Origin of the sequence: Lysobacter hankyongensis, from assembly GCF_039543145.1 — a bacterium.
Lineage (GTDB): Bacteria > Pseudomonadota > Gammaproteobacteria > Xanthomonadales > Xanthomonadaceae > Lysobacter_I > Lysobacter_I hankyongensis.
Map to the genome: position 1 here is coordinate 343836 of NZ_BAABJE010000002.1, position 13833 is coordinate 357668.

Below are 13833 nucleotides of genomic sequence, written 5' to 3' on the forward strand. Positions count from 1 at the left end.
GGCGGGGCGGCTTGTCGTCGCCGTCCGCCCATGGCAGAGTCGGTTACAGCGGCCAATGGGCCAAAGATTTCAGGAGTCCGCATCGTGATCGATCCGGACGGTTACCGACCGAATGTCGCGATTGTCCTGATGCACCCGGATGGCCGGGTGTTCTGGGCCCGGCGCGTCCGCAGGGACGGCTGGCAGTTCCCGCAGGGCGGGATGAACAGCGACGAGACGCCCACCGAGGCGATGTACCGCGAGCTGAGGGAAGAGACCGGGCTGTTGCCCGAACATGTCGACGTGCTCGGCAGTACCCCGGGCTGGCTGCGCTACCGGTTGCCGCCGCGCGCGATCCGTCGGCACGACCGGCTGGTCTGCATCGGCCAGAAGCAGGTCTGGTTCCTGCTCCGCTTCACCGGCGACGAAACCGACCTCAAGCTGGATCTGACCGATTCCCCGGAATTCGACCATTGGCGCTGGGTCGATTTCTGGTATCCGCTGGAGCATGTGGTCAACTTCAAGCGCATGGTCTACACCCATGCGCTGCACCATCTGGCGCCGTTCGCGCGGCAGGTGGCGGGCGTTCAGGCGATCCCCGCGCCCAACTTCGAGCCGCGGCGATGGTCGCGGCCGCGGACCCGCCGGCGTCCGCCGGCACCGTATGGCGGGCAGGGGGCCGACGGGTCCGAACCCGGTTAGCGCCGGGCCCGTGCCCGCGGCGTTCGCGGGCTCGGGTTGGAATTGACAATCATTCTCACCCGTGGCCCAATGAGAACGGTTCCCAACTCCTGTCCGCCGCCATGTACGTCTGCCTCTGCAATGGAGTCACCGAGCGCGAAATCCGCCAGACCGCGGCCGCTGGCTGCCGGACCATGGCCGAACTGACGATGCGCACGGGGTGCGGCGCCGGCTGCGGCAGTTGCGTCTGCATGGCCACCGAGATCATCGAGGACGTGCACCGCAACGACGACGGGATCGCGCACGCGGCCTGATCCGCGCGCGTCGGGCCTAGGCATCAGGCCCGCATTCATCCCGCAAGCATCCGGGCTGCAGACGGTTTTCTTTCCCGATCGCGCGACTGCGGATAGAGTGTCGCCACCGCAACGCAGGAGCCGGCCATGAAGGGCGACCCCAAGACCATCGAATTCCTCAATCGCGCGCTCTACAACGAGCTGACCGCGATCAACCAGTATTTCCTGCACGCCAAGATGCTGAAGAACTGGGGGCTGAAGGAACTGGCCGAGCACGAGTACCACGAGTCCATCGACGAGATGAAGCACGCCGACAAGCTGGCGGAGCGCATTCTCTTCCTCGACGGTCTGCCGAACTTCCAGGCGCTGGGCAAACTGCGCATCGGCGAGAACCCGAAAGAGTTGCTGGAATGCGATCTGGCGCTGGAACTCGAAGCGGTGCCGCTGCTGCGCGAGGCGATCGCGCACTGCGAGAAAGTCGCGGATTACATCAGCCGGCAGTTGTTCGCGGACATCCTCGATTCCGAGGAAGAGCATATCGACTGGATCGAGACCCAGCTTTCGCTGATCGCGCGCCTGGGCGAGCAGAACTATCTGCTGACCAAGCTCGAAAGCTGAATCCGCGTCGCCCTCACCAACGAACGCCCGGAGGCGGAAGCCCCCGGGCGTTTTCCGTTCTGGCGGAGCGTCGGGCGCGGGCGGCTGACGTACTGTTCCGGGAACAGCGTCAACCCGCCTGCGATGCGCCCTGGGTCATGTTCGCGCGCAGTGCCTGCCGCGCGCGCGCGAACTCGTTGGCGATCAGCGCGACCGCCACGGCCGGGCGTTCCAGCGTCTGCGTGCGTGCGCCGAGTTCGACCTTCTTCGCCGCGTTCGACAGCGACATCGCGCCGAGGTTGGCGCTGGAGGATTTCAGCGTGTGCGAGGCGTTGCGCAGCATCTCGTAGTCGGGGCCGACTGCCGCGGTTTCGAGTGCGGCGACCAGTCGCGGCGTGTCGTCGAGGAAGACTTCGATCAGGCGGTCGACTTCGTTGCCGAGGATGCTGCGCAACTCCTCCAGCACCGAAGCGTCCAGCACCGGCGGTGGCGGTTCGACCGGCGCCGGCGGCGGTGCGGGGGGCGGCGCGGGTTTCGCGGCGCCCGGTGGCTGCGGCACGAACGGGTTGGCGGTGATGGCGGGGCGGTTGGCGGCGGCCTCGAGCGTGGCATCGGGCGACTGCGGTGCGCTCGCGGGCCGGGGCGCGGCCGGTGCCGATGCGGTCGTGGTGGCCGGCTCGGCGCCGGGGTGCTGCGAGGAAATCTGGTGCCAGTGGAACAGGCAGCGTTCGAGTTCGCCGCGGGTGACGGGTTTGGCGAGATAGTCGTCCATGCCGGCGTCGAGGCACTTCTGGCGGTCGCCCGCCATCGCGTTCGCGGTCATCGCCACGATCGGCAGGCGTCGGCCGCCGCTGGCGGCCTCGTGTTCGCGCCAGCGGCGGGTGGCGGTGTAGCCGTCCATGACCGGCATCTGGCAATCCATCAGCACCAGATCGTAGCGCGATGCGGACATGCGCAGCAGCGCGGCTTCGCCGTTGGTGGCGCTGTCGCAGTGGGTGCCGAGCACGCTGAGCAGACGCTGGCCCACCATCAGATTGACCGGGTTGTCTTCCACCAGCAGGACGCGCATTGGCCGCGCGGGTTCCTGTTCGGCCGGCGGGCCGGCGGCGTCGATGGCCGCAGGCTGGCCGTCGGTACGGGATGCCTGCGAGTCGCTGTCGTACGACGGATAGTCGCCGAGGGCGGCAGGCGTTTCGCTCACGCCGAGCAGGGTCGCGCGCAGATCGGCGTCCGGCGCCTGGCGCGGCAATACGGTCGCCGTCTGCATGAGTTCATCCGGCACCGCTTCGTCTCCCTGAAGGCAGATCAGGCGCACCTGACCGTAGGTGTTCTGGCGCTCGAGATTGCGCTGCAGCGCCACCGAGGTGCTGCGCACGCTCGCGAGGTCCGCGAGCACGGTGGTGTAGGCCCAGCCCTCGCCCTGGTTGAGCGCGCCGCGGATGCGATCCAGCGCTTCCTGCGTGGTTTCGACGGCGGTGATGCGCAGACCCCAGTTCGGCAGCAGCATGCTGAGCCGCAGGCGCAGCCGCTGGTCGCCGGTGAGCAGCAGCACCCGGCCATTGCTGGGTTCGACGGTCTTGGCGGCGACGATGTCGCCCTGCACCTTGAGCAGCGGAATTTCGAACCAGAAGGTCGAGCCCTGGCCGGTTTCGGAGTCCACCCCGATGCGGCCGCCCATCAGGTCGATGATGCGCTTGGAAATCGCAAGACCCAGACCGGTGCCGCCGTAGAGCCGGGTGGTGGAGGCGTCGGCCTGGCTGAAGGCCTGGAACAGGCGCTCCTGCGCCGCCGGCGGAATGCCGATGCCGGTATCGCGCACTTCGAAGCGCAATTGATGCTGGGCGCTGGTCTCGCCGATGCGGCGCACGCTGACGGCGATGTTGCCGCGCTCGGTGAACTTCACCGCGTTGCTGATCAGGTTGCTGAGGACCTGGCGCAGCCGCACCGGATCGCCGCGTACCGGCAGACGCACCGACGGGTCGATCTGCAGGCCCAGGCGCAGGCCCTTGCTCTGCGCGGGGCGCTCCATCAGCTGGATCACCGATTCCAGCGTTTCGCGCAGGTTGAAGGTGGTGGATTCCAGCTGCAGCTTGGAGGCTTCCAGCTTCGAGTAGTCGAGGATGTCGTCGACGATCCGCAGCATCTGCTGCGAGGACAAAAAGGCGGTATGCACCATCTCCGCCTGGTCGGCCGGCAGCTTGTTGTGCATCAGCAGGTCGAGCATCGGCACGATGCCGTTGAGCGGCGTGCGGATCTCGTGACTCATCGTGGCCAGGAATTCGCCCTTGGCCATGACCGCCGATTCGGCGTCCTGCTTGGCCTGCCGCAACTGCTGCTCCAGTTGGCTGCGGCGCTGCAGCTCGCGCTGCAGTTCGCTGCGCTCGGCCTCGCTGCGAGCGGCGATCTCGGCCGCTTCCTGCATGTGGCGTTCGTAGTTGCGCGAGGCGTAGGTGAGATAGGCGACGATCGCCGCGGTGATCGCGGCCAGCGCGAGGCCGATCAGGGTCCACGGGCCGGAGTCGGTCACGGTCTCCAGAATCGCGGCCAGGGTGGCCCCGATCGCGGTGGCCAGCGCCAACCAGCGGAATGTCAGGAGCGAGGGCTTGGGATCGTTCAAATCGGGATACCTGCATTGGCGACGTCGACCCGCATCGCGTCCATTGCCGGACGACGGTGCGCCCGCCCGGCCGCGGGTCTGATGCCGATGATGCCCCAGCCCGAGCCGGCTTGACCAGCGCGGCGACAGGGCCGCGTCGGTATGGCGCCGTCAGAGCAGCGCGTGCTGGAAGTCGAAATCCATCGCGCCGGCGGCGCTCTGGACCAGATCGCCCTGGATGTAGTCGATGCCGCTGAGCCACAGCTTCGCGGCGGTCTGCGGGTCTTCGACGTGCTGGCCGATGACCTGCAGGCCCAGCAGATGGGCGCGTTCGATCACCAGGCGCATCTCGTCGTGCACGGCCTGCTGGTCGATCTTGCCGGCGTAGTGCGGCGACAGGCGCACGTAGCTCAGCGGCAACTGCGCGAGCAGAGCATCGGCTTCCGGATTGGTCTGGAACTGGCTCAGGCACAGGCGCACGCCGGCGGTCATCATCCGCTGGCAGAACTCGCGCAGCAGCACCGAATGCACCAGCGCGTCGCCGAGACGCACGTCCACCACCAGCAGTTTGCCCTCGACGCCGAGATCGGTCAGCGATTCCAGCAGCCATTGGCCGTAGCTGTCCTGGCCGAGCGTGCGTGCGGCCTGCGGTACGAACAGGCGGGCGCGCTTGCTGCCCCGCAACTGGTCGCCCAGGATCGCCAGGGCGCGGCTCATCACCCGGCGGTCGATCTCGTGCATGAGTCCCGCGCGCTCCGCCACCGGCACGACCTCGGCGGCGGTATGCAGCAGGCCGGCGGCATCGCGCAGGCGGACCAGGGTCTGGTACTGCTCCTGGTCGCCGCCGACCACCGAAACGATCGGCTGGAACGCCAGTTCGAGGCGTTCGTTGGCCAATGCGTCCTGCAACTGCGCCAACAGTTGGGCGGCCTGTTCCGACACCGCATCCGCCTGCGGGCGATACGCGGCGATGGCCGTCGGTTCGGCGCGCGCCAGGCGCAGGGCTTCCTCGGCGGCGGCGAGGGCCGCGCCCGCATCCCGGAACCCATGGGCCAGGTCGACGTAGCCGACGCAGGCGCGCAGGCGGAGGCTGTCGCCGTTGGCCTGCAGCGCGTGGCCGATGAAAACGTCGCGCAGCTGCCGCGCCCACACGGCATGCCGATCCGGCGGCAGGCCAGGCCAGTAGACGATGAAGGTGTTGTCGTTGAGCCGCGATGCCGGGCGGTCGCCGGCGACGCTCGCGATCAGTTTGCCCGCGTCGGTGAGGATGGCGTCGAGCGCGGCATACCCGTAATGGTCGCGCAGCGCCGAGGTGCCTTCGATCACCACGAAATGCACCGCGCCGAGCGTCTGTTGCGGGAACGCCAGCGACAGCTGCTGCAGCATGTAATTGCGGGTGAGCAGGCCGGTGGCCGGATGCCGGCGCACTTCCTGTTCGCGCTGCAGTTTCAGCGCGCGGGCGCGACGGACGCGATTCTGCACCGCGGCGATGAGGTGCCGCGGCCGTACCGGTTTGCTCAGGTAATCGTCGGCGCCGCTGTCGAGCACTTCGAGGTGGCGCTCGGGATCGGTGTCGCCGGTGAGGAACACCACCGGAATGTGCGCATGGGCGGGATTGCTGCGGATCTGCGCGGTGAGCTCGGTCCCGCTCATGCCGGGCATGTGCAGGTCCATCAGCATCAGATCGGGCTGGAAGCGATCCATGGCGGCCATCGTTTCGCTGGCCACGGCCACCACTTCGGCGTCCATGCCCGCGCCCTTGAGCACGCCCTGCGCGAACAGCGCCTGGCTGCGGTCGTCCTCGACGATGATCACGCGATAGGCCGGCTCGCCCTGCTCGACCGGGACCACCTGCGGCGTGGCTTCGGCTTCGACGGTCTCCGTGGTCGCCGGATCGCCGGCCGGCGGCGCTTCCGGCGGCGCCGCGTCCGCGCACCAGCGCCGCCAGTAGCCGGCGGGTGGGGATTCGGCGCGCACGGCTGCGCCCGGGCCGCCCGGACGGATGGGGGATGCGGAGGAATTGCGTTCGTGCGGAACGAAGGACATCGCGGCTCCCGACTCGAACCCGCATTATGCGGGTTCGTTTCACGTTGGGAAGCGTCCGGCGGCGGTGCGGGACGCGGAACCCGGCCCGCGTCCGGAAGACGCGGTCAGGCGGCGGCGCCGGGGCCGCCGATATTCGAACCGCTGGACAGCAGCCGCGACACGCCGCGGAAGACTTTCCGCCACAGCCACCACACGATCAGGGCGATGCTGAGGCCGGTACCGACGACCACCGTCAGCGCGATCCACGGATGCGACCAGACCAGCGCGAGTCCGCCGATGACGGCGGTGTCCTCGGCGACCGACGCCGTCCAGTTGCTCACCGGTTCGGGAGAGGTGTTGAGCAGTGCGCGGGTGCCGGATTTCAGCACATGGCTGGTCAGTGCGGCACCGGCGCCGGCGGCCATCATGCCGGCGCCGAGGTCGCCGTCCGGCGACATCGCCGCAGCGGCGAGGAAGGCGCCGGCGGGCACGCGCAGCAGGGTCTGCAGCAGATCCCAGCCCGAATCGACGCCGGGAATCTTGTCGGCGAAGAACTCCGCTGCGGCCAGCGCGCCGGAGACGCCCAGCACCCACGGCGAGGTGGTGGCTTCCAGCGCGGGCGGCAGGTCCAGCCAGCCGAAATAGCCGGCGATGCCGACCCCGAACACGGTGAGATACGCGCGCACCCCGGCCAGCCAGGCCAGCAGGATGCCGATGGCGAACACATGGGCTTCGGACATGACATTTCCCCGGCGGAGCGCCCGGAAGGCCGGACGCCGACGCGGCCGGTCGGGCCGCACGGCCGCAGAGTATCAGCAAGCCGGCTGGATGCATGCTTAAGCTCGGGCTCCCGGGGCCGTGTCGCCGAACCGCCGGCGGGCGTCACTTCCGCGTTGCTTCTGCCCGGTTAGGATGTGGGTCATGAACGACACCCCCGAGATTCTGCGCGGACGTCGTCGCGCCGGCCGCAAGGGCGCGAAGGATGCGCGCGCGCCCTCCGAGCCCGCGGTGCGGGCGCTGATCGAACAGGCGCTGCATCCGGAGGCCGCGCCGGTGGATAGCGTCATCGCCGAAGACCACGCGACGGGTGATTCGCCTGCGAACGCGTCCACCGCCGGCAAACGCAATCGCAAACGCCGCCGCGCCCGTGAAGCCGCGCACCCGACTGCCTCCGTTGCCGCGGCAACGGCCGAGGAATCGTCGCCCCCCGTGCCCGACATGCCCGCCGCCGAGGTGCCCGCTGCGGACGTACCCGTCGCCGAAACGCGATCGCAGGGCGAATCCGGGGAGCCGTCACCCGGTCCGTCCATCTACGACCGCTGGCGAGTCGTCGGTCAGGCGTCCGGCGGCAACCCGCAGGGTGAAGGTTGGGGCCCGCACGATGTCCATGACGCACACGCTCCGGACGATGCGCCCGGCGACCCGCGCGACGGCCGGGGGCCGCCTCCTCCCGGTGGCGGAACCCACGGCACCGCGGTGCATCCAGCCGGTCATCGCTGGGTTTATCTCGCGGTCGCGGTGTTCCTGCTCGCCATCGGTTTCGGGCTGTGGGGCGTGTGGACGGCGTTCTTCGCCGGCGCGGACCTCGACGACCGCAGTGCCGCCGCATTGCGCGCGCGCGGAGAGAAGCTCAGCCAGGAAGTGTCGACCCTCCGCCGTTCCGACCAGATCAGCCGCGATGCCAACCGCGATCTGGAACGCACCCTGGCCGAGCGCGACGAGGAAATCGCCGGCCTGCGTGCGGACATCGCCTTCTACGAACGCTTCGTCGGCGCCACCGGACAGCGCCGGGGCCTCAGCGTGCACGACCTCGAAATGCGCCTGCAGGGCGGCGATGCCTGGCATTTCGTCGCCACCCTCACCCAGAACGTGAACCGCGGTGCGGTGAACAGCGGGCGGATCACGCTGGCGCTGGAAGGCACCCGCAACGACAAGCTCGAACGCCTGTCGTGGTCGACGCTGCGCAAACAGACCAATGCCCCGGGGCTCGGCTACTCGTTCAAGTACTTCCAGCAGGTGGAAGGCGAGGTGATGCTGCCGGCGGGGTTCAAGCCGCTGCGGGTCACGGTGCGGCTGGTACCGGAAGGCGGCAGCGCGGTGGAACAGTCCTTTCCCTGGCCCGAGACCATGCGCAGCGCCGGCGGTTGAACGCCGCGCTTGAACCCCCGACGCCGGCGCCCCATCCTGTACGCATGGATACCCAAGCCTCCACGCCGTCCGCGCCCGCGGCCGATGCGCCCGCATCGCTGCTCGACTTCACGCCCGCCGCCGCGGCCAAGGTCCGCGAACTGATCCGCGAGGAAGGCAATCCCGCGCTGAAGCTGCGGGTCTACATCCAGGGCGGCGGTTGTTCGGGCTTCCAGTACGGGTTCGAATTCGACGAACAGCAGAACGATGACGACTTCGCGGTCGCCACCGACGATGTCACCCTGCTGGTCGACCCGTTGAGTCTGCAATACCTCGTCGGTGCCCAGGTCGATTACACCGAAAGCCTGCACGGTGCGCAGTTCGTGATCCGCAACCCGAACGCGAAGACGACCTGCGGCTGCGGCAGCAGTTTCTCGGCCTGAGTTTCCGCGCATGACGTTGCCCGCATCGCGCTTCGCCTTTGTCGATGGCGCACTGGACCGCGCCGATGCGCTGCGCGACAACCGCGATGCGTTGCAGGCGTATTGGCCGAACGCATGGGTGGTCCTGATCGATGCCGACGGACGCACCCGCGCGGACGCCGAGGGCAGGATGGCGATGATCCGCGGCGCCGAACTCTCGCCTTCGCCCGGCGATGCGATCTTCCTCGGCATGCAGGGCGACGACGCGTGGTTCGCCTGCACCGAAGCCGGGGTCGAGGCCGTGGTCGGCGTCGAAGTCGCCTTCGGCACCGCGGGCGCGGTCGCCGGACGGGTCGATCTGCGCACCGCCGCCGCACAGTGGTCGGCGTTGGAATCGACCGTCTTCGCCCAGGCGCGCGCGGTCGTGCATTGGCGCCAGCGGCATCGTCACTGCGGCGCCTGCGGCGGCGCGCTGGTGTTCCAGCGCGGCGGCTGGCAGGGGCATTGCGATGCCTGCGGCCTCGATCATTACCCGCGTACCGATCCCGCCGTGATCGTCGCCGTCACCGATGGCGAACGTCTGCTGCTCGGCCGGCAGGCCAGCTGGCCGCCGCGCCGTTATTCGACCCTCGCCGGTTTCGTCGAACCCGGCGAAACCCTCGAACAGACCGTCGCCCGCGAGGTGATGGAGGAATCCGGCGTGCGCGTGCGCGCCAGCCGCTATCTCGCCTCGCAGCCGTGGCCGTTTCCCTCGTCGTTGATGCTCGGTTTCATCGCCGACGCCGAGCCCGATGCGCCGCAGGCGAACGAGGAACTGGAAGACGCGCGCTGGTTTTCCCGCGACGAGGTCGGGGCCGCGCTGCGCGGCGAAACCCGGGAGGCCGGCCTGCTGCTCTCGCCGTCGGTCTCGATCTCGCGCTGGCTGATCGAATGCTGGTACTGCGACCAAAGTCGTAGACCTGACCCCGACACTAACTGACGCAGTCAGTCACACCTGCGTCGATTTCGTCTGCAACCGATTGCAGGCCGGCCCGGCCCGATTGTCGTTGCGAATAATCAACACCGCCGCCCCGGCCCTTGCTCCGGTATCCCGGAGTGCGCATTGAATCCATCAATCGATGCGACACGCAATGCGACTGATCCGCATCAATTCTTCAGGGCGCAGGCCTCGCTAGGCTGACACTGTCGCTGCAGCGACGCCGCTCGAAAATGCAATGAAGCATGCGACAAACGCACCATTCGATGCGAGTGATTCTCATTGAAGTCCGCGGCAGGAGGTGATTTCCGTCCTGGCATGACGCTTGCGACGGCATCGATGCCATCTGTCGCTCGCGTCGTATCCGAAGCGGACGCCGCGTGATGGATTATTCGAGGAGCGATGCGATCGATTATGATTTTCAACGTGTTTTCGCCATGGAGGGGCGATGCAATCCGGGGTAACGCGTCCGGCACCCGATCGGTGCCGGGCGAAAGAAAGGAGAGGTTCGCATGAGCCATGACATCGAGAACCCGCCGCGCACGCCGCATGCGCGCCAGCTTGCCGAAGACGGTGCCTTTTTCGTCGACGAGACATTCCTCGGCGTGGCGTTGCAGGCCGCACACGCCGGTCGAGGCGTCGTCCGTGCGGTGCTCGACGGCGTTGGCGAAGTCACGATCGATGCCGCCGAGAGCAGGTTTTCGGCGCAACTGAGTGATTGGGAGGACTTCTGTACCGCACCGATCGGCCGGTTGCGCGTCACCCATCAGAGCGTGCGAGCGCCCTCCAGTGAGCCTTGGCGCGATCTGTCCGAACTGCTGTGGATCGCCGGCTACCACGCGTCCGCAGGTCGTCTGCCCGCAGATGCCAATCGCCATGCCGTGATCAAGCTCGCGCATTGGCCGAATCTCTCGCGGTTGCCGCGCACGCCCGACATGTATCGCCTCTGCGCGCTGCTGGCGCGCCGGCCGAGCAGCATCCATCTCGCCGGCAAGCTGCTCGGCGTCAACGAGGTGCAGGCCTTCCGCTTCTTCAGCGCCGCGCATGCCGCTGGCGCGATCGAGATGGTGACCCGCACGCACGGCATCTCTTCCGCGAACGACGACGAGGAGCCGGCCGCCGATGCGCTGCCGCCCTCGGAAACGTCGCTGGGATCGATGCTCAAACAGCTGTGGAACAAGATGACGGGGCGCTGAGGATGGAGCGGAAGATCATTTTCGCCGGCCCGGTGGGCGCCGGAAAAACCACGGCCATCGGTGCAATCAGCGACATCCCCGTGGTTGGCACCGAGGGCGCCGCGACCGACGATGTCGCGCTGCGCAAGGCCAGGACCACGGTCGCGATGGACTACGGTGTGCTGCACCTGGCCGACGGCGGCAAGGTGCATCTCTACGGTGCACCGGGACAGGATCGCTTCGACTTCATGTGGGACATCCTAACCGTCGGCGGCATCGGTCTGGTGCTGATGCTCGATCAGGCGCGGCCGGATCCGGTCGCCGATCTTGAGCACTACATGAAGGCGTTCGGCGGTTTCGTCGACCGCACCGGCGGCGCGATGGTAGTGGGCGTCAGTCGCATGGATCTGCGGCCGGACGCCACGGTGAAGCCGATCCGCGAACGACTGATCGAGAAAGGTCTCAACGTGCCGGTATTCGAGGTCGATGCGCGCGAACGCGAAGACGTCCGCCAACTGCTGCTCGCGTTGCTCAGCCTGCTCGATCCCGCCGTGAGGCGCTTCCGGTGACGTCCGTATCGAGAGTTCTGCGCGTGGAGCCGCTTGCGATGGGCGCGATGCCTGACAACGTGCTCGAACTGGACGGTTTCGGCGTCGCCTATGCGCAGAAGGTGATACTCGCCGAAATCGACCTGAGCGTGCCCGCTACCGGAATCTTCGTGCTGATGGGCCCGTGCGGCACCGGAAAATCGACGCTGCTGCGCACGCTCAGTGGACAGGCGGCGGCGAATCCGTCGCTTCGTACGTGGGGGCGCGCGGATTACCTCGGGCACGCGCTCGGCACCGGCGTCGAACCGCCCGCACTGGTTGGGCAGAGCGCGCGGCTGATGATGTCCAGTGTGTTCGAGAATCTGGCCTGCAATCTGCCGGGGCGGGATCGGCTTACGCGCGCGCAGCAGCGCGAACTGATTGATCGCTGGCTGTGGGAAAACGATCTCGGCGAGCTGTCGTCGCGGCTCGACGAACCTGTGGTGACGCTCGATCTCGCGCTGCAGCGCCATATCGCGATCGTCCGTGCGGTCGCTTCTGACCCGCGCCTGTTGTGCCTGGACGAACCGACGGCGAATGTCGGCGACGAAGCGGCCGTACGGCTGATCGCGCATCTGCGTCGCGAAGCGCAACTGCGCGCCCTGATCGTCTCCACCCATCACCAGGGACATGCGCGCCAACTTGGCGGACGACTGGCGCTGTTGGCCGGTGGGCGGGTGCAGGAATGCGCGCCGACCGCTGATTTCTTCGCAATGCCGGGGACGCAGGCCGGTCGCGAGTTCGTGCGCAGCGGCACCTGCCTGCTGCCGGCGCCCGATGCCGCGCCCGAAGATCTCGACGAGAGCGTGCCGCCGCCGCCGCCGTTGCCGGCCGCCGCGCGTACCGCGATGAGTGGCGCCTGCGGGCCGCGCGGATTTCTGTGGTTGCGCCCAGGCGAACTGGCGGGAACGCCGCTGCCGGGCGTTTTCTACGACCGCGAGTACGACCTCGCCGCGCTCAAACGCGTCGGCATCCGCCACCTGATCAATCTCACCGAGCACGAAATGGAAGCCGAAGGGCCTGCCCGTTTCGGAATCGTCAGCCACTGGTTTCCGGTGATCGATATGACGCCGCCTTCGATGACGCAGGCAGCAGCGATCTGCATCCTGATCGATCGCCTGATCGCTGCCGGCGAACCGGTGGCCGTGCACTGTCGCGCGGGACTCGGCCGTACCGGCACGGTCCTGGCGATGCATCTGATCTGGTCCGGTCGCAATGGCCTGGAGGCGCTGGAGGCTGTACGTCGGATCGAACCGCGCTGGGTGCAGTCCGAAATGCAGATCGAAGCGCTCGAACAGTTTCGTGCCGTCTGCATACGCGAGCGTGAAGCCGCGAGACATCTCCGTGCGGGCATTCGCCCGCGCGCGAACGAGACCGGGCAGTCGCCCGGCTGAGTCCATTCCCCCATCCCTTCCAATCGAAACCACAACCACAGGAGAGTTCCACAATGTCACTCGATCAAGGTCTTCAGAAAGCCATGACCAGCGTTCCGGAATGCATCGCCGCCGGCTTCATCGATCTGGCGTCCGGCATGCTGCTGGGCGTGAAAACCGTCGATTCGCATCCGTCCGAGGTCATGGACCTGCTGGCGGCGGCGACATCCGATCTATTCCAGGGTACCAACGTGACCATGATCGAACAGATCTTCAAGAAGGCGCGCGGCCTCAAGGCCGACGATCATCACTATTTCCAGGAAATCATCGTCAACAGCGACAACCTGGTGCACGTGTTCGTGCGCGGCAAGGTCCATCAGGATTACGTGGTCTGTTTTGTCTGTCGTCGCTCCACCAATCTAGGCATGGCGCTCACCAAGGTGCGCGCCGCGATGCCCGAGCTCGAAACGCTGGTCTGATCCGCATCGCGGCACGGCGTCGGTCGCGTCGCCGTGCCGCGAATCCCTTCACGTCAAGAGGCTGCATGTCTTCATGACCGTTCCGAACACTCCCCCGCACATCGGCGCCGCCCACGCCAGTCGGCTGCGCAGCGTGCTGCGCGGCCTGCACGTCGCCCAGCCCGACATCGAGGCTTCGGCGGTGATCTCCAGCGACGGTCTCATCGTCGCTTCTGTGCTCGGGCCCGGCACCGATGGCGACCGCTACGCCGCGATGTGCGCGGCCCTGCTTGCGCTTTCCGAACGCGCATCGAAAGAGGCACAGCGCGGAGAATTGCAGATGGTGCTGGTGCAGGGCGATCAGGGCGCGATGCTGCTGGTGCGTGCGCCGGACGATCAGGTGCTGGCGGTCGCCGCCAGCCCCAGGGCCAACCTCGGCATGATCTTCAACCAGACGCGCAAGACCGCTGCCAGCCTGCCTTCACCGGGCAGTGCAGCCGGCGTCTGAGCCGTCGTACCTCCATCGTCGACGCCGGAGCGCCGT

14 protein-coding genes are annotated in these 13833 nt (G+C 67.8%); 11 read left to right on the forward strand and 3 right to left on the reverse strand.

Going from position 1 to position 13833, the window contains the following annotated elements:
• Nucleotides 1-84: 84 nt before the first annotated feature.
• From ABD974_RS05350 to bfr, 3 genes are all read left to right on the forward strand, one after another.
• Nucleotides 85-681, forward strand: a complete 597-nt coding sequence (locus ABD974_RS05350; protein WP_345302260.1) for an RNA pyrophosphohydrolase — start codon at nt 85-87, stop codon at nt 679-681.
• Between the two features lie 101 nt (nt 682-782).
• Nucleotides 783-974 (forward strand): (2Fe-2S)-binding protein, encoded by a 192-nt coding sequence (locus tag ABD974_RS05355; protein WP_345302261.1) that lies wholly within the window; start codon nt 783-785, stop codon nt 972-974.
• Nucleotides 975-1100: 126 nt separating this feature from the next.
• The gene (bfr, locus tag ABD974_RS05360) at nt 1101-1571 is read left to right on the forward strand and encodes a bacterioferritin (RefSeq protein WP_345302262.1); all 471 of its coding nucleotides are present in this window, start codon (nt 1101-1103) and stop codon (nt 1569-1571) included.
• Between the two features lie 109 nt (nt 1572-1680).
• Here bfr and ABD974_RS05365 read toward each other — a convergent pair whose 3' ends face one another.
• The 3 genes from ABD974_RS05365 to ABD974_RS05375 form a co-directional block, all read right to left on the reverse strand.
• A complete protein-coding gene (locus tag ABD974_RS05365; protein WP_345302263.1) occupies nt 1681-4167 on the reverse strand; it encodes a hybrid sensor histidine kinase/response regulator in 2487 nt (828 codons plus the stop codon).
• Nucleotides 4168-4317: 150 nt separating this feature from the next.
• On the reverse strand, nt 4318-6192 hold the full coding sequence (locus ABD974_RS05370; RefSeq protein ID WP_345302264.1) for an EAL domain-containing protein: 1875 nt from the start codon (nt 6190-6192) through the stop codon (nt 4318-4320).
• Between the two features lie 104 nt (nt 6193-6296).
• Nucleotides 6297-6911, reverse strand: a complete 615-nt coding sequence (locus ABD974_RS05375; RefSeq protein WP_345302265.1) for a DUF4126 domain-containing protein — start codon at nt 6909-6911, stop codon at nt 6297-6299.
• Between the two features lie 181 nt (nt 6912-7092).
• On the opposite strand from ABD974_RS05375, the gene ABD974_RS05380 reads away from it, so the two are divergent.
• From ABD974_RS05380 to ABD974_RS05415, 8 genes are all read left to right on the forward strand, one after another.
• Nucleotides 7093-8319, forward strand: coding sequence for a DUF6776 family protein (locus ABD974_RS05380; protein WP_345302266.1), 1227 nt, complete (start codon nt 7093-7095; stop codon nt 8317-8319).
• 44 nt (nt 8320-8363) lie between these two features.
• On the forward strand, nt 8364-8741 hold the full coding sequence (gene erpA, locus ABD974_RS05385; protein ID WP_345302267.1) for an iron-sulfur cluster insertion protein ErpA: 378 nt from the start codon (nt 8364-8366) through the stop codon (nt 8739-8741).
• A 10-nt stretch (nt 8742-8751) separates the two neighbouring features.
• Entirely contained in the window at nt 8752-9699 is a 948-nt protein-coding gene (gene nudC / locus ABD974_RS05390) for an NAD(+) diphosphatase (protein WP_345302268.1), read from the forward strand.
• 509 nt (nt 9700-10208) lie between these two features.
• The gene (locus ABD974_RS05395; protein ID WP_345302269.1) at nt 10209-10892 is read left to right on the forward strand and encodes a hypothetical protein; all 684 of its coding nucleotides are present in this window, start codon (nt 10209-10211) and stop codon (nt 10890-10892) included.
• 80 nt (nt 10893-10972) lie between these two features.
• Nucleotides 10973-11440, forward strand: coding sequence for a GTP-binding protein (locus ABD974_RS05400; protein WP_345302270.1), 468 nt, complete (start codon nt 10973-10975; stop codon nt 11438-11440).
• 38 nt (nt 11441-11478) lie between these two features.
• Entirely contained in the window at nt 11479-12852 is a 1374-nt protein-coding gene (locus ABD974_RS05405) for a phosphatase domain-containing putative toxin (RefSeq protein ID WP_345302271.1), read from the forward strand.
• Nucleotides 12853-12935: 83 nt separating this feature from the next.
• Complete coding sequence (locus ABD974_RS05410; protein ID WP_345302272.1) at nt 12936-13310, forward strand: hypothetical protein; 375 nt, start codon at nt 12936-12938, stop codon at nt 13308-13310.
• 73 nt (nt 13311-13383) lie between these two features.
• Nucleotides 13384-13797 (forward strand): roadblock/LC7 domain-containing protein, encoded by a 414-nt coding sequence (locus tag ABD974_RS05415; protein ID WP_345302273.1) that lies wholly within the window; start codon nt 13384-13386, stop codon nt 13795-13797.
• The last annotated feature ends 36 nt before the right edge of the window (nt 13798-13833 follow it).